We start from the raw sequence: 19,981 nt of genomic DNA, 5'->3' as shown, positions 1-19,981 counted from the left end.
GCTCAGGGGCCACATGGCCCCTTATTTTTGGAAAGCCCCATGGAACCTTACAATCCACCGCGTGAACCCTGGCTGCACATCCTTTATCAGGATGCGCATATCATGGTGGTAAATAAACCCAGCGGTCTGCTCTCAGTACCCGGTCGTCTGGATGAGCACAAAGATAGCGTGATGACGCGGATACAGCGTGATTTCCCGCAGGCCGAGTCGGTCCACCGACTCGATATGGCGACCAGCGGCGTAATGGTGGTGGCGCTGACCAAGGCGGCGGAACGCGAGCTGAAACGCCAGTTCCGCGAACGGGAGCCTTCCAAAACCTACGTGGCCTGTATCTGGGGACATCCTGAAAAGGAAGAGGGACTGGTTGATCTGCCGCTGATTTGTGACTGGCCAAATCGTCCAAAGCAGATGGTCTGCTTCGAGACCGGCAAAGCCGCGCAGACGGAGTATCAGGTGCTGGAGTATCGTGCGGATAACAGTGCACGCGTGTCGCTGAAGCCGATTACCGGCCGTTCACACCAGCTGCGGGTGCATATGCTGGCGCTGGGCCATCCGATTCTGGGAGATAACTTCTATGCGCACCCGGAAGCCAAAGCGATGGCAGCCCGTCTGCTGCTGCATGCGGAGTCACTGACCATTACCCATCCGGCATTTGGTAATGCTATGACGTTTCGTCAGCCCGCCGATTTTTGAGATGTTCGACCTGTCACCCTGGCCTCCTCTGTTGCAGAAGAGGCCAGGGGAAACAGTGATTATTTAAAGCCTTTCTCTTTGCGAATCAGATCGTACGCCGCCTGAATTTCCTGCGCTTTCTGCTTCGCCATCTCCATCATCTCTGGCGGCAGCCCTTTCGCCACCAGCTTGTCGGGATGATGCTCGCTCATCAGTTTACGGTAAGCGCGTTTGATCGTGGTGGCGTCATCACTGCTTTTCACACCCAGCACGCTACAGGCATCTTCCAGCGTGGGGCCACGTTGCGCCTGCTGGAAACCGCCAGAACTGCGCTGACCACCGCCAAACTGCTGACCACCTTCCATCATGCGCAGGAACTGGTCGAACTGGACCCGTGAAATGCCCAGCTCTTCAGCAATCACATAGAGCACCTGACGCTCATTGGGATGCAGTGAACCGTCGGCAAAGGCGGCCTGAATCTGGATCTCCAGGAACATCCGAATCAGATCGAACCGGCCAAAACAGGCGCTGCGCAGTTCACGCAATTTGCTGCGTAACGGGTAATCTGCCTGCTTGCCTTCGCGAAACGCGCGCTGGGCTGCACTGCGGGAGTCACCGTGCAGCTGCATCCGTTCCATTAACAGCGAAGCAATCTGAATATCCGCTTCCGTGACGCGCCCTTTTGACTTGGTCAGATGGCCCATCACCTGAAAGGTGGTGCTGAAAAACAGCGTCTGTCGGGTCTGATTATTTGAGAAGTAAGCCTTGCCTTGTGCGCCGCGTACTTTGTCAATCATATGGCCAATGATCAAACCGATCACAATACCCCAAAAGCCTGCGCCAGAAAGTAATCCCACCGCCAGACCCATAACTTTTCCCCAGTAGCGCATAAACTCCTCAATTCGCCATGCTTGCGGCTGAAAATTGCATTATCATACCTGTCATTTATCTCAGCGCCTAACGGCAACGCTGACAGACCAGGATTAACACTGGCGCAACGCCGGGCAGTAAGTTAGTCTCTGACCCGATTGTCGGCATGATGCCAGTTTTCATGGAATTCTCGATACCGCGTATGAAAAAACATATACCTACTCTGCTGGCCACACTGATCGGCGCAGCCATTAGCCAGCAAGCCTTTGCCGACGATTTGATGTCGCAGTGTATGTTAGGCGTGCCGAGTTACAACCGCCCGCTGGTGAACGGTGATACGAACCAGCTGCCTGTCACCATTCACTCCGATGCCGCGAAAGGAAACTATCCCAATGATGCGGTCTTTACCGGCAACGTAAACATTGAGCAGGGCAACAGCCGTATGCAGGCGGATGAAGTTCAGCTTCATCAGCGTCAGCAGGAAGGTCAGACCGCGCCCGTGCGTACCGTCGATGCCCTGGGTAATGTGCACTACGATGACAACCAGGTCATCCTGAAAGGTCCGAAAGCCTGGTCAAACCTGAACAGCAAAGATACCAACGTCTGGAATGGTCAGTACCAGATGGTGGATCGTCAGGGACGTGGTACCGCCGATCAGATGAAGCTGCGCGGCGATAACCGCTATACCATTCTGGAAAACGGTACCTTTACCTCCTGTCTGCCTGGCTCCAACAGCTGGAGCGTAGTGGGTTCAGAAGTGATCCAGGATCGCGAAGAGGAAGTGGCGGAGATCTGGAATGCTCGCTTTAAGCTCGGTCCGGTTCCGGTGTTCTACAGCCCCTATCTGCAGTTACCGATTGGCGATCGCCGCCGGTCCGGTTTCCTGATCCCGAACGCAAAATATGGCAGCAATAACGGCTTTGAGTTCGTTCTGCCCTACTACTGGAACATCGCGCCACAGGCCGATGCGACCATCACGCCGCACTACATCAGTAAGCGCGGCATGAAGTTTGAAAATGAATTCCGTTATCTGACTACGCTGGGTGCCGGTCTGGTGGAGTTCGACTACCTCGGCTCCGATAAACAGTACGATAACGACAAATCAGAGCGTGGCATCGCCGAAAGCGCCAGCTCCGATCGCTGGCTGTTCTACTGGCGTCATGCGGGTGTTTATGACCAGCACTGGCGTTTCAACGCGGACTATACCAAAGTCAGCGACAAATATTACTTCAACGATCTCGACTCGAAGTACTACAGCTCGACCGACAACTACGCCACGCAGAAATTCAGCGTTGGCTATGCGGACACCAACTGGGACGCCACGCTCTCCACCAAAGATTTCCAGGTATTTGGCAATACCACCAGCAATAATGTCTATCGCGCGATGCCGCAGCTGGACGTTAATCTCTATCAGAACGATATCGGCCCGTTTGATGGCCGCGTTTATGCCCAGGCGGTGAAGTTCACCAACGTCAACAGCCGCTATCCCGAGGCGACCCGCTTGCATGTTGAGCCAACGCTGAATCTGCCACTTTCCAATGGCTGGGCCAGCCTGGATACCGAAGCGAAGTTCCTGGCGACCCACTATCAGCAGACTGACGTTGATTACTATAACAACGCTGCTAACGGTCTCCGGGGTGATAAGAGCGGCGAACTGGATGAATCTGTAAACCGCACCCTGCCGCAGTTTAAAGTGGATGGCCGGCTGGTATTTGACCGCGATATGAATTCGGCTGCGGGCTATACCCAGACACTGGAACCGCGCGTGCAGTACCTCTATATCCCGTATCGCAATCAGAGCAACATCTATCCCTACGACTCAACATTGCTGCAAACCGACTACACCGGTCTGTTCCGCGATCGTACTTATAGCGGGCTGGATCGCATCGCGTCGGCCAATGAAGTGGCTACCGGTGTCACCTCGCGTATTTATGATACCGATCTGGTTGAACGTTTTAACGTTTCTGTGGGTCAAATCTACTCGTTTACCCCTTCTCGTACTGGTGTGAATCAAACCAGTAAAGAAGATGATACCGGCAGCCTGATTTGGGCTGGTGATACATACTGGAAAATCAGCGATCGCTGGGGCGTCAGAGGTGGGCTGCAATATGACACCAAACTCGACAACGTCTCCCAGGGCAATACCGTACTGGAATACCGTCGTGATGCCGACCGCATGGTACAGCTGAGCTACCGTTACAGCAGCCCGGAATATGTAGCGACCGCGCTGAACGATAGCAGCCTGGTGACAAACCCTATCTTTAAAAACGGGATTTCACAGGTGGGCACCACGGCCAGCTGGCCGATTGCGGATGCATGGTCTGTGGTAGGTGCTTACTACTACGATACCCGCAACACGCGTCCGGCGTCGCAGCTGGTTGGGCTGCAGTACAGCTCATGCTGTTACGCGATTCGGGTCGGTTACGAACGCAAAATTAACGGTTGGGAAAACAACGACAGTAAATATGACAACCAAATCTCATTCAACATTGAGCTGCGTGGTCTGAGTCCTAACTATGGCTTAGGCACCAACGATATGCTGCGTCAGGGCATTATCCCTTACCAGCCCGCTTTCTGATGTTGTGATGTTTGACAGGCAATCCCGCAGTGCGGAACCAACAATGGATAAAGTATGAAGAACTGGAGAATGCTGATTCTTGGTGTGGCAATCAGTGCCAACACCGCGTTCGCAGCACCACAAGTCGTTGATAAAGTTGCAGCCGTGGTCAATAACGGCGTGGTTCTTGAGAGTGACGTGGATGGCATGATGGGCACGGTTAAATCTCAGGCCCAGCAGGCAGGTCAGCAGTTGCCGGATGATAAAACGTTGCGCCATCAGATTCTGGAACGTCAGATCATGGACAACATCATTCTGCAGATGGGTGAAAAAGCAGGGATCCAGATCAGCGACGAGCAACTGGACCAGGCGATTCAGAACATCGCTGCGCAGAACCGCATGAGCCTTGATCAGCTGCGCAGCCGTCTGGCTTATGACGGCATGAACTACAGCGTTTATCGCTCTCAGATCCGTAAAGAGATGACCATTGCTGAAGTGCGCAACAACGAAGTACGTCGTCGCGTCACCATTCTGCCGCAGGAAGTCGATACGCTGGCTAACCAGATCGGCTCTCAGAACAGTCAGGGCACCGAACTGAATGTCAGCCATATTCTGCTGCCGCTGCCGGAAAACCCGACGCAGCAGCAGGTTGATGAGCAGGAAACGCTGGCGAAACAGCTGGTTGGCGAACTGAAAAATGGCGCTGACTTCGGCAAGATGGCCGTGACCTACTCTGCCGACTCTCAGGCGCTGAAAGGCGGCAACATGGGCTGGGGTAAAATCGAAGAGTTACCAACCCTGTTTGCACAGGCGCTGGCGACCGCGAAAAAAGGCGATATCGTCGGACCCGTTCGCTCCGGTGTCGGCTTCCACATCCTGAAAGTAAACGACCTGCGTGGCGAGAGCAAAAATGTCTCTGTCACCGAAGTCCATTCACGTCACATTCTGCTGAAGCCGTCGCCGATTCTGACAGACGACCAGGCACGCGCGCAGCTGGAACAGATCGCTGCTGATATTCGCAGTGGCAAAACTACTTTCGCCGCGGCGGCTAAACAGTACTCTGATGACCCGGGTTCGGCGAACCAGGGTGGCGATCTTGGCTGGACCTCACCGGAATCCTTCGACCCGGCGTTCCGCGACGCGCTGTTGCGTCTGCAGAAAGGCCAGACCAGCCAGCCGGTTCACTCCTCTTTCGGCTGGCATCTGATCCAGTTGCTGGACAGCCGTCAGGTGGACAAAACTGATGCCGCCCAGAAAGAGCGTGCTTACCGTATGCTGTTTAACCGTAAGTTTGCGGAAGAAGCACAGACCTGGATGCAGGAACAACGCGCCAGCGCCTACGTGAAAATTCTGGATGGCAATGCGCAGTAATCTTCGTGTGGTGATCACGCCCGGCGAACCTGCCGGGATTGGTCCCGATCTCACGGTTCAGCTGGCTCAGCAGTCGTGGCCGGTTGAACTGGTGGTGTGCGCCTCGCCAGCACTGTTGCAGCAGCGTGCGGCCCAACTTGGTCTGCCGCTGACGCTACGGACCTACCAGCCTGACGCGGCGGCAGAGCCGCAGCAGGCGGGTACGCTGACTGTCCTGCCCATTGAAACGGCAGAGATGGTTACGCCAGGTGAACTCTGCGTCGCCAACAGCGACTATGTGCTGGCTACGCTGGCACGCGCCTGCGATGGTTGTCTCGACGGTGAATTTGCTGCCCTGATAACCGGCCCGGTACACAAAGGTGTTATTAATGATGCCGGCATCGCCTTTACCGGCCATACCGAATTCTTCGCCGATCGCGCTGGCGGCCATCGCGTAGTCATGATGCTGGCGACAGAAGAGCTTCGAGTTGCACTGGCGACTACGCATCTGCCGCTGAAGGATGTCCCTGCGGCGGTCACCCGCGACTGTCTGCATGAAGTGATCACGATTCTGCATCGCGATCTGCAGCAGAAATTTGCGATTGCCGAACCGCATATTTACGTCTGTGGTCTTAACCCTCATGCGGGTGAAAGTGGCCACATGGGACGTGAAGAAATCGAGACCATCACGCCAGCACTCAACGAACTGCGCCAGCAGGGCATTAATCTGACCGGCCCACTGCCTGCAGATACCCTTTTCCAGCCTAAATATCTGCAGTATGCCGATGCGGTGCTGGCGATGTATCACGACCAGGGCCTGCCAGTACTCAAATTTCAGGGGTTTGGCCGGGCGGTGAATATCACCCTGGGCCTGCCCTTTATCCGGACTTCCGTTGACCACGGCACCGCGCTAGAACTCGCCGGTCTGGGTCAGGCTGAACCGGGCAGCTTCATCACGGCGCTTAACCTCGCCATCACTATGATCAAGAGCAGTAATGAATAATCGCGTCCATCAGGGGCACTACGCCCGTAAACGTTTCGGGCAAAACTTCCTGAACGATCAGTACATTATCGACAGCATTGTCTCCGCCATCCATCCACAGCGCGACGAAGCGCTGGTGGAAATCGGCCCGGGCCTGGGTGCCTTAACCGAGCCGGTTGGCGAACGCCTCGATAAATTAACGGTAATAGAACTGGACCGCGACCTCGCTGCGCGTCTGGAAACCCATCCGTTCCTTGGCCCGAAACTGACTATCTTCCAGCAGGATGCCATGACCTTCGACTTCGCCGCGCTGGCGCAGGAGAGAGGCCAGCCGCTGCGGGTATTTGGTAACCTGCCGTACAATATTTCGACCCCGCTGATGTTCCACCTTTTCAGCTATACTGGTTCGATCAAAGATATGCACTTCATGCTGCAGAAAGAAGTGGTCAACCGTCTGGTTGCCGGTCCGGGAAGTAAAGCATATGGTCGTCTGACGGTGATGGCGCAATATTACTGCCAGGTCATCCCGGTGCTGGAAGTGCCTCCGCACTCCTTTACGCCGCCACCAAAAGTGGACTCGGCCGTAGTGCGGCTGGTGCCGTTTGCTGAACCGCCTCATCCGGTCAGCGACGTGCGCATCCTGAGCCGTATTACCACGGAAGCATTCGGCCAGCGCCGCAAAACGCTGCGCAACAGCCTGAGCCACATGGTGGCTGCCGGGGCACTGGAAGAGTTATCCATAGATCCAACCCTGCGTGCCGAGAACGTCTCCGTCGCGCAATATTGTCAGCTGGCGAACTGGCTGGCGAATCATCAGGGAAAATCGCAGGAGTAAGTCATGAGTGAAACGGCCCGCGTCTCCGTCCATGTGCAAAGCCAGTACGTCGCCTCACAATCCTCACCGGATGATGATCGCTACGTCTTCGCCTATACCATTACGATACGCAATCTGGGCCGTTCCTCCGTGCAACTGCTGGGACGTTACTGGCTGATTACCAACGGTAATGGCCGCGAAACGGAAGTTCAGGGTGAAGGTGTGGTCGGTGAACAGCCGTTTATTGCGCCTGGCAATGAATTTCAGTACACCAGCGGTGCCGTGATCGAAACGCCGATGGGCACCATGCAGGGACATTATGTGATGGTCGACGAACAGGGTGATACTTTCCACGTCGAGATCCCGGTGTTCCGCCTCGCCATTCAGACCCACATTCATTGATTTACACGCTTTTTGCCCGTTAAGTCGGGCACCTTCCTGATGGATAAAACGTTATGAGCACATACCTGATTGGCGATGTTCACGGTTGCTACGATGAATTACGTGCGTTGCTGCAACAGGTCGATTTCAATCCTGAGCAGGATACGCTGTGGCTGACCGGCGACCTGGTGGCACGCGGTCCGGGCTCCCTTGAGGTCCTGCGCTACGTGAAATCGCTGGGTGACGCGGTACGTCTGGTGCTGGGCAATCACGATTTGCATCTGCTGGCGGTTTACGCCGGGATCAGCCGTAACAAGCCTAAAGATCGCCTGACGCCTCTGCTCGAAGCGGACGATGCAGATGAGCTGATCAACTGGCTGCGCCGTCAGCCGCTGTTGCAGGTGGATGAAGAGAAAAAGCTGGTGATGGGCCACGCCGGTATCACGCCGCAGTGGGATATTGAGACTGCGAAAAAGTGCGCGCGTGAAGTTGAAGCAGTGCTCGCCAGCGACAGTTATCCGCTGTTCCTGGATGCGATGTATGGCGACATGCCGAACAACTGGAGTGAAGATTTGACCGGACTGGCGCGTCTGCGCTTCAGCACCAACGCTCTGACCCGCATGCGTTACTGCTTCCCCAACGGCCAGCTGGACATGATCTGCAAAGATGCCCCTGAATCCGCTCTTCCGCCGCTGAAACCCTGGTTTAACATCGAGGGGCCGGTCGCACGTGACTACACCATCGTGTTTGGTCACTGGGCGTCGCTGGAAGGCAAAGGAACACCAGACGGCATTATCGGTCTGGATACCGGCTGCTGCTGGGGCGGAACGCTGACCCTGCTGAACTGGGAAACGCAGCGTTATGTCGTGCAGCCTTCCAATCGCGAAAAAGCGCTGGCCTCCAGCGACAGTCTGGCACCGCCCACGCTGTAAACTTTGATGCTGGCCCGTCAGGCCAGCATCCTGTTTTAGGCGCCGATAATGCCGCCATCTTCACGGGTGATCATGATCACCGATGAGCGTGGGCGTGGACTGTTATTGGGAAAGTGCGAGTCACCCTCTTCACCGGGATGCTGCACGTTCACGAACAATGTTTTGTAGTCGGGCGTGAAGGTAATGCCGGTCAGCTCGCACGATTTGGGGCCGACCATAAAGCGGCGGATCTCTCCGCTGTCAGGATCACCCACCAGCATCTGATTATTCCCCTGCCCCTGATAATCCTCTTTGTTGCTGTACTTGCCGTCGGTCAGGATCCATAAGCGCCCGTGCGCATCAAAGCCCAGGCCATCCGGACTGTTAAAGGTGTTGTCAGCAGTGATGTTGGGTGTGCCGCGATAGATCCCCTCGGGATGCGCTATCGGGTTGCCGCACAACGCATAGATATCCCACTCAAAGGTCTGTGCCGTAGCATCACCCTTTTCATCCCAGCGGATAATCTGACCGTAGATATTTTTGGGCCGCGGATTCGCCGCATTGACCGGCATGCCCTCATTGCCGCGCTTGTTATTGTTGGTCAGGGTGCAGTAGGCACGGCCATCGTGCGGGTTAACGGCAATCCATTCGGGCCGGTCCATCCGCGTGGCGTTCACCACATCGGCCGCCGCACGCGCATTGATCAGGACATCAGCCTGACTGTTAAAGCCCTTCTCAGCGGTGAGTCCATTTTCGCCCCACTTTAGTGGCAGCCAGCGCCCGGTGCCTTTCAGCGGTGTGCCCTGCGCATCGCCGTTGAACTGCGCCACATAGAGCGTGCCCTTATCCAGCAATCCCTGACTGGCTTTGGCATCATCCGGGATGACCTTGTCGTCGGAGACATATTTATAGATATATTCGCCGCGCTCATCGTCGCCCATGTAAACCACCAGTTGCCCTGTTTTCGCGACCGTCACAGCCGCGTTCTCGTGCTTAAAGCGGCCCAGCGCGGTGCGTTTGACCGGCACGGCGTGAGGATCAAAGGGATCGATCTCGACAATCCAGCCGTGGCGATTAAATTCGTTGGGATTTTTCGCGATATCGAAGCGGGGATCAAAGTCAGACCAGTTGCGCTCCGGCTCGGCGGCATTCAGGGTGTAACGCTTCTGCTGTGGAGTCGGGGTAAAGTCTGCCTGATGAGTGCCAAAGTAGGTGTCGTAGTTCTCTTCACAGGTGAGATAGGTGCCCCACGGCGTTTTACCGTTGGCACAGTTACCAAAGGTGCCAAGGACATGCATTCCCTGAGGATCGGCGGCGGTCTTCAGCGCGTTATCACCGGCGGCCGGACCGGAAAACCGCATAGGCGTATTGGCAGTAATGCGGCGGTTGTAGTCAGAAGGACGTACCACCTGCCAGCGATTGTCTTCACCCCGTTTAACTTCAACAATGGAGACGCCGTGTGCCGCCTGTGACTTCCTCACATCTTCCAGGCTGGTCGCTTTGCTGCCGCCGTGGGCAAACAGCGTCGGCTCATTCACATACTCATTGTTAATCGCCATCACGCCGCGATGCTCATCAATGGCGAAGAAGCTCATGCCATCGTTGTTATCACCGAACTGCTTTTCCTGCTCTTCTGCGCTGTTATTGCCCAGCGGGTCAAACGCGGCCGCGCCATTCACCAGCGGATCACCCCAGGAGATCAGCACGTCAGCACGATAGCCGGGAGCGACCACAACCTCATCGGCCGTGGATGCAGCAATCGCCTGAAAGCCCAGCAGTGGGCTGCCGACAGGCTTCGTCTGAGCCAGTGCGCTGGATGAGAGCGTCAGGCCGCCGCTGAGAAAGCCGGTCAGCCCTATTGCACCGGAACCGGCAAGAAATTTACGGCGATGTGGATCACGAAGGCGGTCAGTGCTTAATGCGGAGAGTTCGGTTTTCATTATTGATTGCTTCCTTTATGACGTTCCCAGAAAAGAAGCAATGCTAATAAACAGAGATGACAGCCAGGTTACAGCCGGGCTGGAAGAGGATTAACGGCGACGGTCGAGGATCTCAAAGCAGTAGCTGTGGGAGTTCTGCTCATCAGCGTCGTGGAATTCGCTGAACGTGGACTGCCACTCATCCGGCTCGTAATCCGGGAACTGCGTATCGCCTTCCACTTCCGCATCAATGTGCGTCAGATAGAGACGATCGGCACGCTTCAGCATCTGCTCGTAGACGCGTCCACCCCCAATCACCATGATCTCTTCTGCATCACCGGCTGCCTGTAACGCCTCATCCAGCGACGTAACCCAGGTGACGCCTTCCGTGGTGCCTGGCTTACTGCTGACCACGATGTTCAGCCGGCCAGGTAACGGGCGCCCGATGGATTCAAAGGTCAGTCGGCCCATAATGACCGGTTTCTTCAGCGTATTGCGTTTGAACCACGCCAGATCTGCAGGCAGGTCCCACGGCATGGCGTTCTCCATCCCAATAATGCGATCTGCTGCTAATGCCGCGATAAGACTAATCATGTTAACCACTCACTGAAAAAAATTGGCGCCATGATACGTAAAGGTGAAACTTTCGTCGATAGGGGGAAAGGTCTATTTGCGTAAACCTTTTCAGGACGCCGTTTTTCACGGCCTGTGCAGCGTTTTTCACCGCGTAATCGCGTCAGTTTGCTGCAGCACGCCAGCGATTTGCCTCAGGCTGGCACAAAAAGCGTGCGCAAAAGAAAACGGCTTCCAAGGGAAGCCGTCAGAGTTATCAGAAGTCGTAGCGCAGACGCACCAGATTCATATCACCCAGGTTATCAGTGCTGGAGGTGAAGACATGTTCGTAATCAACACGGAAACCATAGTCGAGGAACAGCGTCACACCCAGGCCATTGTCGATGCGCAGGTAATCACGGCCTGTCGCATACTCGATGCGGTCACCCATGACATAAGGCTGGACGGCTTTCAGACCGTACTGCGCCACCGGGATCTTGTAACCGGCGAAATACTCAATGCCCCACGCATCGCCGGCAAAGTAGTTATGGACATCTTTGCGTTTGGTAGTCATGAAGTTTTCATACCACCCACCACCGGCTGACAGCGTCCAGTTGCCTGGTGTCCAGCTCAGTGCGGTGCCGTAAATGTTCTGGTCGTAATCGTGACTGTCGCCGTTGTTCGGGTTACGCATTGCCGCGCGGGTGTAGTTCCACGCCGTGCCCCAGCTCAGATCCTCTGTGATGTGGTAATCCACGCCCAGTGAGCCGCCGCCTTTGCGCTTATAGCGCAGGCCGTTGCCTGGCAGATACTCGTTGTCTTCGAACAGATAAGAAGCGTAGACATCCGCGTCGCCGAAGCTGTTTTTATACTTCAGCTGTTTACGTGAGCGGTAAGAGCCGTCGTAGTCGCCGTTGATTCCGTTACCCGGTGCCTGGCCGACCATATCGTAATCCCAGATATCGGTTTTGGCGCCCACGGTGTCGTAATAGACGCTGTTCTGCTGACCAAAGGTAAGCTGACCCCAGGTTTTGCTTTTCAGACCGGTGTAGAGCTGGCGACGCGTGGTGTTATTGGCACCATCGGCATAGTGACGATCCCAGCTGAACACTGCCGGGATGTTAACGCCCAGCTCGTAGTAGCTGATCCAGCTAACGTCATCAAACAGGTAGTAATCCGCACCGAAACGGAAACGGGTGCCGCCATCGAAACCGTCACGCTTGTAGGATTTGTCACCCACGCCGGTCTGATGATTGACCTGAGCACGGATGCTGCCGCCAACATTCAGGGTAAGACGGCTAAGCGGATCGCCTGCCTGCGGATCCTGTTTTAACAGGGTAATTTCCGCCTGACTGGCGAAAGGAAGAGTAACCATCAGTGCAGCCACTGCACTCAGAGAAAAAGTACGCATTTTCATTTTTTATTTATGTCCTGATACGCTTCAGTGATAAGCGGCAGGCATAGTACTGGCGAAAAATCCGCACAGGAAGTGTTTATCTTATAAATTTGTGCGAACTGGCCACATTCGCACCTAAAGCTAAAAAATTAAGCCAAATCAGTGACTTTAACGCAAATACCTGGCTTTACCTGAACCTGAAATTCGGATTATCGCCAGATAAGTGGCAAAAAAAACGGCTCCCGCAGGAGCCGCTTTTCACACTACATTGTCTTACATCGCCTTTATCTGGGCATGCATTTCCTGAACGGAGATAACCTGTTCCGTCGGGTCAGCATTCAGCGCCATCGCAGTGGCGAAGCCGCCGTTCAGCGTGGTGTCGTAGTGCACTTTATACTGCAGTGCGCTGCGGCGAATCAGCTTCGAATCTTCAATCGCCTGACGACCCGCCGTGGTATTGACGATGTAGCTATACTCGCCATTCTTCAGGCGGTCCTGAATGTGTGGACGTCCTTCATGCACCTTGTTGACCAGGCGGGGATTGATGCCCGCTTCGCCCAGCACCACTGCCGTGCCGTGGGTCGCATCCAGTTCGAAACCAAACTTCTGCAGCTTCGCAGCCAGGTCGACGATACGTTTCTTGTCGCCTTCACGCACCGACAGCAGCGCACGGCCCGATTTCTTCATATTGCTCTGGGCACCCAGCATCGCTTTGGAGAATGCCTCAGCGAACGTGCGGCCCACGCCCATGACTTCACCGGTAGAGCGCATTTCTGGTCCCAGAATCGGGTCAACGCCCTGGAACTTGTTGAACGGCAGAACCACTTCTTTGACCGAGTAGTAAGGTGGAATCACCTCTTCCGTGACGCCCTGCTCTGCCAGTGTTTTACCTGCCATCACGCGCGCGGCCACTTTCGCCAGCGGTACGCCGGTCGCTTTAGAGACGAACGGAACGGTACGTGCCGCACGTGGGTTAACTTCGATCAGGTAGACTTCATTGTCTTTCACTGCGAACTGAACGTTCATCAGGCCACGAACGTTCAGCTCAAACGCCAGCTTCTCAACCTGCTGGCGCATCACGTTCTGAATCTCCTGATTCAGCGTGTAGGCCGGCAGTGAACAGGCGGAGTCACCGGAGTGAACGCCAGCCTGCTCAATGTGTTCCATGATACCGCCAATCAGCACACGCTCACCGTCGCAAATCGCATCCACATCCACTTCAACCGCATCATCAAGGAAGCGATCCAGCAGTACCGGCGCATCGTTGGAAACCGAAACCGCCGTCTGGAAGTAGCGTCTCAGGTCGATCTCGTCGTAGACGATCTCCATGGCACGGCCGCCCAGTACATAAGAAGGACGCACCACCAGCGGATAACCCAGGCCAGCGGCTTTCTCGACCGCCTGTTCCAGCGTCGCTACCGTGGCGTTAGCCGGTTGCTTCAGTTTCAGGCGATCAACCGCCTGCTGGAAACGTTCACGGTCTTCCGCACGGTCAATCGAGTCCGGGCTGGTGCCGATAACCGGCACGCCTGCGGCTTCCAGCGCACGCGCCAGTTTCAGCGGGGTCTGACCGCCATACTGGACGATGACGCCTTTTGGCTGCTCAATCCGCACAATCTCCAGCACGTCTTCCAGCGTGACCGGCTCAAAGTAGAGGCGGTCGGAGGTGTCATAATCGGTCGAAACCGTTTCCGGGTTACAGTTGACCATAATGGTCTGGTAACCATCTTCACGAAGCGCCAGAGCGGCGTGAACGCAACAGTAGTCGAATTCGATACCCTGACCGATACGGTTTGGTCCACCACCCAGAATCATGATTTTTTCGCGATCCGGACTCGGGTTGGCTTCACACTCCTCCTCATAGGTGGAGTACATGTAGGCCGTATCCGTGGCGAACTCGGCGGCACAGGTATCCACACGCTTATAAACCGGGTGCAGGTTAAACTGCTGACGCAGCTTGCGGATTTCGCTCTCTGCCACACCCGCCAGCGTCGCCAGCCGCGCATCAGCAAAGCCTTTGCGCTTCAGGGTACGCAGGAACGTGGCATCCAGGCTATTCACTCCTTCGCTTGCCACCTGATCTTCAAGCCGCACCAGCTCTTCAATCTGCACCAGGAACCAGCGGTCAATGTTGGTCAGATTGAACACGCCATCAACCGACATGCCAGCGCGGAAAGCGTCTGCGATGTACCAGATGCGGTCTGAACCGGCATCTTTCAGCTCGCGGCGGATGCGGGTTAACGCTTCCGGATCGTCCAGGTGCACTTTCGGATCGAAGCCATTAGCGCCCACTTCCAGACCGCGCAGCGCTTTCTGCATCGATTCCTGGAATGTGCGGCCAATCGCCATCACTTCACCGACTGACTTCATCTGCGTGGTCAGGCGATCGTTGGCACCGGCAAATTTTTCAAAGTTGAAACGCGGGATCTTGGTGACGACGTAGTCGATTGACGGCTCGAACGAGGCTGGCGTTAAACCGCCGGTGATATCGTTCATCAGCTCATCGAGGGTATAGCCCACCGCCAGTTTGGCCGCCACTTTCGCAATCGGGAAGCCCGTTGCTTTTGAGGCCAGCGCCGAGGAGCGCGATACGCGTGGGTTCATCTCGATGACAATCAGGCGACCATCTTTCGGGTTAACCGAGAACTGCACGTTGGAGCCGCCGGTTTCAACACCGATTTCACGCAGTACCGCCAGCGAGGCGTTACGCATGATCTGATATTCTTTATCGGTCAGCGTCTGGGCAGGTGCGACCGTGATGGAGTCACCGGTGTGAATGCCCATCGCGTCGAAGTTTTCAATGGAGCAGACGATGATGCAGTTATCGTTCTTATCGCGCACCACTTCCATTTCATACTCTTTCCAGCCAATCAGCGACTCATCAATCAGCAGCTCATTGGTTGGTGAGAGGTCGAGACCGCGTTCGCAAATCTCTTCAAACTCTTCGCGGTTATAGGCGATGCCGCCACCGGTGCCGCCCATGGTAAAGGAGGGGCGGATGATGCACGGGAAGCCAACATCTTCCGCCACGGCCAGCGCTTCTTCCATGGTGTGCGCAATGCCGGAGCGCGCGGTATCCAGACCGATACTTTTCATCGCCACGTCGAAGCGACGACGATCTTCCGCTTTGTCGATCGCATCAGCGGTCGCGCCAATCATGGTGACGCCAAACTCTTCCAGCACGCCATGGCGTTCCAGCTCCAGCGCACAGTTCAGCGCTGTCTGTCCGCCCATCGTTGGCAGCACCGCATCCGGGCGCTCTTTTTCGATGATTTTGCGCACCACTTCCCAGTGAATCGGCTCAATGTAGGTTGCATCGGCCATTTCCGGGTCGGTCATAATCGTCGCCGGGTTAGAGTTCACCAGAATGACGCGGTAGCCCTCTTCACGCAGCGCTTTACACGCCTGCGCACCGGAATAGTCAAATTCGCAGGCCTGGCCGATCACAATCGGACCGGCACCAAGAATCAGGATGGATTTTAGGTCTGTACGTTTTGGCATGAATTAGCTCCTGATTACTTCGCTTGCAGACGGAATGTGTCAATCAATTCAATAAAGTGGTCAAACAGCGGCGCAGCATCACCCGGTCCAGGGCTGGCTTCCGGGTGTCCCTGGAAGCTGAATGCGGGCTTGTCAGTGCGGTGAATACCCTGCACGGTTTTATCGAACAACGAAATGTGGGTGACACGCAGGTTCGCAGGCAGATTGTTCTCATCGACTGCAAAACCGTGGTTCTGGGCGGTGATCATGACGCGATTGTTTTCGAGATCTTTCACCGGATGGTTGCCGCCGTGGTGACCGAGCTTCATCTTCACGGTCTTAGCCCCGCTGGCCAGCGCCAGCAACTGATGACCCAGGCAGATACCGAACACCGGGATCTCGGTTTTCAGGAAGGCCTGAATCGCGCTGATGGCGTAGTCGCACGGCTCCGGGTCGCCAGGACCGTTGGAGAGGAAAATGCCATCCGGGTTCAGCTTCAGCACCTCTTCGGCAGGTGTCTGTGCCGGAACCACGGTCAGACGGCAGCCGCGATCAACCAGCATGCGCAGGATGTTGCGCTTAGCGCCGTAGTCGTAAGCCACCACATGGTAAGGCAGCGACTCCGCAGTAGCCTGCTCTGGCAGACCCGCGTCCAGCGTCCAGCTGCCCTGCTGCCAGCTGTAAGTCTCCGTGGTGCAGACCTCTTTCGCCAGATCCATTCCTTTCAGTCCCGGGAACGCCTGGGCTTTTTGCAGCGCCAGCGCAGCATCCGGATTGTCGCCAGCAATAATGCAGCCGTTCTGCGCCCCTTTCTCACGCAGCAAGCGCGTCAGCTTGCGGGTATCGATATCGGCAATCGCCACGATGTTGTTGCGCTGCAGGTAAGCCGATAAGCCCTCTTCGCTACGGAAGTTGCTGGCAATCAGCGGCAGGTCACGAATAACCAGGCCTTGCGCGTGAATCTGGCTGGATTCTTCATCGGCGGCATTGGCACCGACATTACCGATATGGGGATAAGTGAGAGTAACGATTTGGCGGGAATAGGAAGGATCAGTGAGGATTTCTTGATAACCGGTCATTGAAGTGTTGAAAACGACTTCTCCCACTGCCGAACCTGTTGCCCCGATGGCCCGACCGTGGAATTGGGTTCCGTCTTCCAGAACCAGGATTGCTGACTTGATCAAAACATCCTCCAGGGAATAAACAGTCAATATATCTGCATATTAATTCAAAATAGCCGCCTGAATCAATGCAAAAACCGCCTGAATTGTCGATTTTTGGCAAATTGCGCGCATTCTAATGATCGCCCTGGTCATTGTCTACCCTGAAGCGGTATTTTTTAATGATTATCTGCCTTATGAGGAAAAAAATGGGTATAAGCGGCAAAAAGAGGGGAAAACCCGGCGGAATAATCGTTTGCCAGGCAGCATAAAAACGAAACCGGCGCAGCAGGGCCTTTATTTTTGACCAAATGGTCAAAAATGGTGTTTCACCGGGCTGCTAAACCTGGAAAACAGATACAAATGAGCATCAGATGAATATTTTAAATCGGAATGGTATTTTTCAGATAAAATTAAGGGCAATGAAAACATTGCCCCTTTTCAATCAATCAATTACCGATTGAAATAACCACATCACGATGGCTCACAACACTTACAACATCGACAAATCCAGCACATCCCGCATATCAAACAGGCCAGATTTTTTATCATTCAGCCATAAAGCTGACTTAACTGCACCATTTGCAAAGGTCATACGACTCGAAGCCTTGTGGGTTATCTCTATCCGCTCGCCAATATCTGCAAACATCGCTGTATGCTCACCGACAATGTCACCTGCGCGCACCGTTGCAAAACCGATGGTCTGCGGCTGGCGTTCACCCGTGTGGCCTTCACGCGTATAGACTGCATGCTCATCCAGTTTCCACTGCATCGCATCGGCTATCGCCTCTCCCATCGCCAGCGCGGTGCCAGACGGCGCATCCACTTTATGACGGTGGTGTGCTTCAACGATCTCAATGTCCGCGTACTCACCCATCACTTTAGCGGCCTTCTCCAGCAGCTTCAGCACCAGGTTAACCCCCACACTGAAGTTCGCAGCGAACACGATGGCGATATCTTCTGCCGCCGCGCGAATGGCCGCTTTGCCTGCCTCATCAAAACCGGTAGTGCCAATGACCATCGCTTTACCCTGCTCACGGCAGATCGCCATATACTCCAGCGTGCCCTCCGGGCGGGTGAAGTCGATTAGCACATCAAAGTCGTTTATCACCGCGCGTAAATCGTCAGCGATAAGAATGCCGTTCTTGCCGATGCCCGCTAATTCACCAGCGTCGCTGCCGGTCAGCGATGAACCCGGGCGTGCCAGTGCGGCACCCAGTTCTGTGCCCTCTGCCTGCTGCGTCGCCTGAATCAGATTACGGCCCATTCGGCCTGGCGCGCCCACAATAGCAATGCGGATAGTGCTCATATTTATTCATTCCTAAAACAAAACTATGCATCCAAAGCGTCATCAGGTTAACGATGAGTTAACAGTCACGCCACTATTAATCCGTGATAATAAGAATTTTATGCCAGCCGCCTGTGATTATCAGTAAAAGCAATCACCGCAGCAAACCACGGCGTTTTTAGTCAGACCAGAAAAACAAAAAAGGCCGAACAGAGTCGGCCTTTTTATCAGTTATATCGAAGAGTTACTGCACGTTACGTACTTCGACGCGCAGCTCTTTAGGCACCTCGAAAACAATATTCTCTTCACGGCCAATCAGCTCAATCGCTGCTTCGCCGCCCAGCTCACGCAGCCGCTGGATCACCTGCTGCACCAGAATATCGGGGGCTGAGGCACCCGCGGTCACACCAATACAGGCCACGCCTTTTACCCACTCTTCCTGAATATCATCCGCAGAGTCGATCAGCTTCGCCAGCTTACCGGCACGCTGTGCCAGCTCAGCCAGACGGTTAGAGTTCGAGGAGTTTTTCGACCCTACCACCAGCACCACTTCCGCATCTTTCGCCAGCGTACGAACGGCTTCCTGACGGTTGGTGGTGGCGTAGCAGATATCATCTTTACGCGGCCCGATGATCGCAGGGAAACGCTGACGCAGGGCATCAATGATGTCAGAGGTGTCATCCACCGACAGCGTGGTCTGCGTCATGAAGCTCAGATTGTTTTCGTCTTTGACAGTCAGCCTGAAGACATCTTCCGGTGACTCCACCAGATACATGCCGCCATTAGGGTTGTTGTACTGCCCCATAGTGCCTTCAACTTCCGGATGACCCGCATGACCAATCAAAATCGCTTCCACACCTTTACGGCTGGCACGCGCCACTTCCATATGCACTTTGGTCACCAGCGGACAGGTGGCGTCGAACAGCATGGTCAGATTGCGCGCTTTAGCTTCGGCACGCACGGCCTGTGAAACACCGTGTGCCGAGAAGATCAGAATCGCGTCATCCGGCACTTCGCTGATCTCTTCAATGAAGATAGCACCGCGCTCACGGAGGCTGTTCACCACGTAACGGTTATGCACCACTTCGTGACGGACATAGATGGGCGCGCCATACATCTCCAGCGCGCGCTCAACAATACTGATGGCGCGATCAACGCCAGCGCAGAAACCGCGCGGATTAGCTAACAGGATTTGCATCGTTCGCCTCCAGTGCCGGATCGATTTCCAGCACCTCTACATCAAACTGAATACGACGACCTGCCAGCGGATGGTTGAAATCCACGGTGATCGAATCACCGGAGACTTCACGGATCACGCCTGGCATTTCACTGCCGCCCATGCCGCTGAACAGCATGATGGCACCCACTTCAGGTTCGCCTGCATCGATAAAGTCCCGACGCGAGAAATACTGAATCAGGTCAGGGCTGACGCCGCCAAAGGCGTCTTCTGGCTCGAGGGTGAACTGCTTAGTTTCACCCGATTTCAGCCCCAGCAGCGCCTGCTCAAGTGCCGCAGAGAGGCTGCCATCACCGAGGCGGAACAGCGCGGGCTTGCCGTTTGCACGGGTCGATTCCGCCGTCGAGCCATCTTCCAGCTTCAGCGTAAAATGCACCAACACCGCGCTTTCGCGCTGTACGGACTCAGTCAT

At 55.2% G+C, this 19,981-nt stretch carries 17 protein-coding genes; 8 read left to right on the top strand and 9 right to left on the bottom strand.

Annotated features, from left to right (window positions below; translation table 11 throughout):
* Nucleotides 1-39: 39 nt before the first annotated feature.
* Nucleotides 40-693 (top strand): bifunctional tRNA pseudouridine(32) synthase/23S rRNA pseudouridine(746) synthase RluA, encoded by a 654-nt coding sequence (gene rluA, locus AC6I8E_RS03060; RefSeq protein ID WP_013356744.1) that lies wholly within the window; start codon nt 40-42, stop codon nt 691-693.
* A 59-nt stretch (nt 694-752) separates the two neighbouring features.
* On the opposite strand, the gene djlA is transcribed toward rluA, so the two are convergent.
* Entirely contained in the window at nt 753-1,562 is an 810-nt protein-coding gene (djlA, locus tag AC6I8E_RS03055; protein WP_013356743.1) for a co-chaperone DjlA, read from the bottom strand.
* A 182-nt stretch (nt 1,563-1,744) separates the two neighbouring features.
* Between djlA and lptD the strand changes: the two genes are divergently transcribed.
* The 6 genes from lptD to apaH are packed head-to-tail and all read left to right on the top strand — an operon-like array spanning nt 1,745 to nt 8,558.
* The gene (gene lptD, locus AC6I8E_RS03050; protein ID WP_230299973.1) at nt 1,745-4,120 is read left to right on the top strand and encodes an LPS assembly protein LptD; all 2,376 of its coding nucleotides are present in this window, start codon (nt 1,745-1,747) and stop codon (nt 4,118-4,120) included.
* Between the two features lie 54 nt (nt 4,121-4,174).
* Complete coding sequence (surA, locus tag AC6I8E_RS03045; protein WP_033781838.1) at nt 4,175-5,470, top strand: peptidylprolyl isomerase SurA; 1,296 nt, start codon at nt 4,175-4,177, stop codon at nt 5,468-5,470.
* Nucleotides 5,460-6,452, top strand: coding sequence for a 4-hydroxythreonine-4-phosphate dehydrogenase PdxA (pdxA, locus tag AC6I8E_RS03040; protein ID WP_418162460.1), 993 nt, complete (start codon nt 5,460-5,462; stop codon nt 6,450-6,452). The genes surA and pdxA overlap by 11 nt, the downstream gene beginning before the upstream one ends.
* Nucleotides 6,445-7,266: a 16S rRNA (adenine(1518)-N(6)/adenine(1519)-N(6))-dimethyltransferase RsmA gene (rsmA, locus tag AC6I8E_RS03035; RefSeq protein ID WP_033781836.1), complete on the top strand. Its 822-nt coding sequence runs from the start codon at nt 6,445-6,447 to the stop codon at nt 7,264-7,266. Before pdxA ends, rsmA begins: the two co-directional genes overlap by 8 nt.
* Before the next feature lie 3 nt (nt 7,267-7,269).
* A complete protein-coding gene (gene apaG, locus AC6I8E_RS03030; protein ID WP_013356738.1) occupies nt 7,270-7,647 on the top strand; it encodes a Co2+/Mg2+ efflux facilitator ApaG/CorD in 378 nt (125 codons plus the stop codon).
* Nucleotides 7,648-7,700: 53 nt separating this feature from the next.
* A complete protein-coding gene (gene apaH / locus AC6I8E_RS03025) occupies nt 7,701-8,558 on the top strand; it encodes a bis(5'-nucleosyl)-tetraphosphatase (symmetrical) ApaH (protein WP_418162462.1) in 858 nt (285 codons plus the stop codon).
* A 35-nt stretch (nt 8,559-8,593) separates the two neighbouring features.
* Here the strand turns inward: apaH and AC6I8E_RS03020 are convergent, their stop codons facing one another.
* The 5 genes from AC6I8E_RS03020 to carA form a co-directional block, all read right to left on the bottom strand.
* Complete coding sequence (locus AC6I8E_RS03020; protein ID WP_418162463.1) at nt 8,594-10,477, bottom strand: PhoX family protein; 1,884 nt, start codon at nt 10,475-10,477, stop codon at nt 8,594-8,596.
* A gap of 90 nt (nt 10,478-10,567) precedes the next feature.
* On the bottom strand, nt 10,568-11,050 hold the full coding sequence (folA, locus tag AC6I8E_RS03015; RefSeq protein ID WP_013356735.1) for a type 3 dihydrofolate reductase: 483 nt from the start codon (nt 11,048-11,050) through the stop codon (nt 10,568-10,570).
* Between the two features lie 235 nt (nt 11,051-11,285).
* The gene (locus AC6I8E_RS03010) at nt 11,286-12,425 is read right to left on the bottom strand and encodes a porin (protein WP_497824414.1); all 1,140 of its coding nucleotides are present in this window, start codon (nt 12,423-12,425) and stop codon (nt 11,286-11,288) included.
* Between the two features lie 252 nt (nt 12,426-12,677).
* Nucleotides 12,678-15,905 carry a carbamoyl-phosphate synthase large subunit gene (gene carB, locus AC6I8E_RS03005; protein WP_013356733.1) on the bottom strand — a complete coding sequence of 1,076 codons (3,228 nt, stop codon included), beginning with the start codon at nt 15,903-15,905 and terminating at the stop codon, nt 12,678-12,680.
* 14 nt (nt 15,906-15,919) lie between these two features.
* Nucleotides 15,920-17,068 (bottom strand): glutamine-hydrolyzing carbamoyl-phosphate synthase small subunit, encoded by a 1,149-nt coding sequence (gene carA, locus AC6I8E_RS03000; protein WP_013356732.1) that lies wholly within the window; start codon nt 17,066-17,068, stop codon nt 15,920-15,922.
* A gap of 115 nt (nt 17,069-17,183) precedes the next feature.
* On the opposite strand from carA, the gene AC6I8E_RS02995 reads away from it, so the two are divergent.
* Nucleotides 17,184-17,351 (top strand): hypothetical protein, encoded by a 168-nt coding sequence (locus AC6I8E_RS02995; protein ID WP_497824413.1) that lies wholly within the window; start codon nt 17,184-17,186, stop codon nt 17,349-17,351.
* Between the two features lie 186 nt (nt 17,352-17,537).
* On the opposite strand, the gene dapB is transcribed toward AC6I8E_RS02995, so the two are convergent.
* The 3 genes from dapB to fkpB all read right to left on the bottom strand — a co-directional run bounded on the left by dapB (nt 17,538) and on the right by fkpB (nt 19,981).
* On the bottom strand, nt 17,538-18,353 hold the full coding sequence (gene dapB / locus AC6I8E_RS02990; protein ID WP_497824412.1) for a 4-hydroxy-tetrahydrodipicolinate reductase: 816 nt from the start codon (nt 18,351-18,353) through the stop codon (nt 17,538-17,540).
* Nucleotides 18,354-18,576: 223 nt separating this feature from the next.
* Nucleotides 18,577-19,530 (bottom strand): 4-hydroxy-3-methylbut-2-enyl diphosphate reductase, encoded by a 954-nt coding sequence (gene ispH / locus AC6I8E_RS02985; RefSeq protein ID WP_013356728.1) that lies wholly within the window; start codon nt 19,528-19,530, stop codon nt 18,577-18,579.
* The gene (gene fkpB, locus AC6I8E_RS02980) at nt 19,511-19,981 is read right to left on the bottom strand and encodes an FKBP-type peptidyl-prolyl cis-trans isomerase (RefSeq protein ID WP_497824411.1); all 471 of its coding nucleotides are present in this window, start codon (nt 19,979-19,981) and stop codon (nt 19,511-19,513) included. The genes ispH and fkpB overlap by 20 nt, the downstream gene beginning before the upstream one ends.

This window comes from Pantoea sp. X-Soil-YNGN-785 (assembly GCF_059730585.1).
The sequence above is the reverse complement of the archived record's forward strand: the minus strand, read 5'-3'. Positions and strand labels throughout refer to the sequence as shown.

What these genes read in the sequence shown, in the direction of transcription:
- rluA (WP_013356744.1), top strand. Translation starts at nt 40, where the DNA reads ATGGAACCTTACAATCCACCGCGTGAACCCTGGCTGCACATCCTTTAT.
- djlA (WP_013356743.1), bottom strand. Translation starts at nt 1,562, where the DNA reads ATGCGCTACTGGGGAAAAGTTATGGGTCTGGCGGTGGGATTACTTTCT.
- lptD (WP_230299973.1), top strand. Translation starts at nt 1,745, where the DNA reads ATGAAAAAACATATACCTACTCTGCTGGCCACACTGATCGGCGCAGCC.
- surA (WP_033781838.1), top strand. Translation starts at nt 4,175, where the DNA reads ATGAAGAACTGGAGAATGCTGATTCTTGGTGTGGCAATCAGTGCCAAC.
- pdxA (WP_418162460.1), top strand. Translation starts at nt 5,460, where the DNA reads ATGCGCAGTAATCTTCGTGTGGTGATCACGCCCGGCGAACCTGCCGGG.
- rsmA (WP_033781836.1), top strand. Translation starts at nt 6,445, where the DNA reads ATGAATAATCGCGTCCATCAGGGGCACTACGCCCGTAAACGTTTCGGG.
- apaG (WP_013356738.1), top strand. Translation starts at nt 7,270, where the DNA reads ATGAGTGAAACGGCCCGCGTCTCCGTCCATGTGCAAAGCCAGTACGTC.
- apaH (WP_418162462.1), top strand. Translation starts at nt 7,701, where the DNA reads ATGAGCACATACCTGATTGGCGATGTTCACGGTTGCTACGATGAATTA.
- AC6I8E_RS03020 (WP_418162463.1), bottom strand. Translation starts at nt 10,477, where the DNA reads ATGAAAACCGAACTCTCCGCATTAAGCACTGACCGCCTTCGTGATCCA.
- folA (WP_013356735.1), bottom strand. Translation starts at nt 11,050, where the DNA reads ATGATTAGTCTTATCGCGGCATTAGCAGCAGATCGCATTATTGGGATG.
- AC6I8E_RS03010 (WP_497824414.1), bottom strand. Translation starts at nt 12,425, where the DNA reads ATGAAAATGCGTACTTTTTCTCTGAGTGCAGTGGCTGCACTGATGGTT.
- carB (WP_013356733.1), bottom strand. Translation starts at nt 15,905, where the DNA reads ATGCCAAAACGTACAGACCTAAAATCCATCCTGATTCTTGGTGCCGGT.
- AC6I8E_RS02995 (WP_497824413.1), top strand. Translation starts at nt 17,184, where the DNA reads ATGATCGCCCTGGTCATTGTCTACCCTGAAGCGGTATTTTTTAATGAT.
- dapB (WP_497824412.1), bottom strand. Translation starts at nt 18,353, where the DNA reads ATGAGCACTATCCGCATTGCTATTGTGGGCGCGCCAGGCCGAATGGGC.
- ispH (WP_013356728.1), bottom strand. Translation starts at nt 19,530, where the DNA reads ATGCAAATCCTGTTAGCTAATCCGCGCGGTTTCTGCGCTGGCGTTGAT.
- fkpB (WP_497824411.1), bottom strand. Translation starts at nt 19,981, where the DNA reads ATGACTGAGTCCGTACAGCGCGAAAGCGCGGTGTTGGTGCATTTTACG.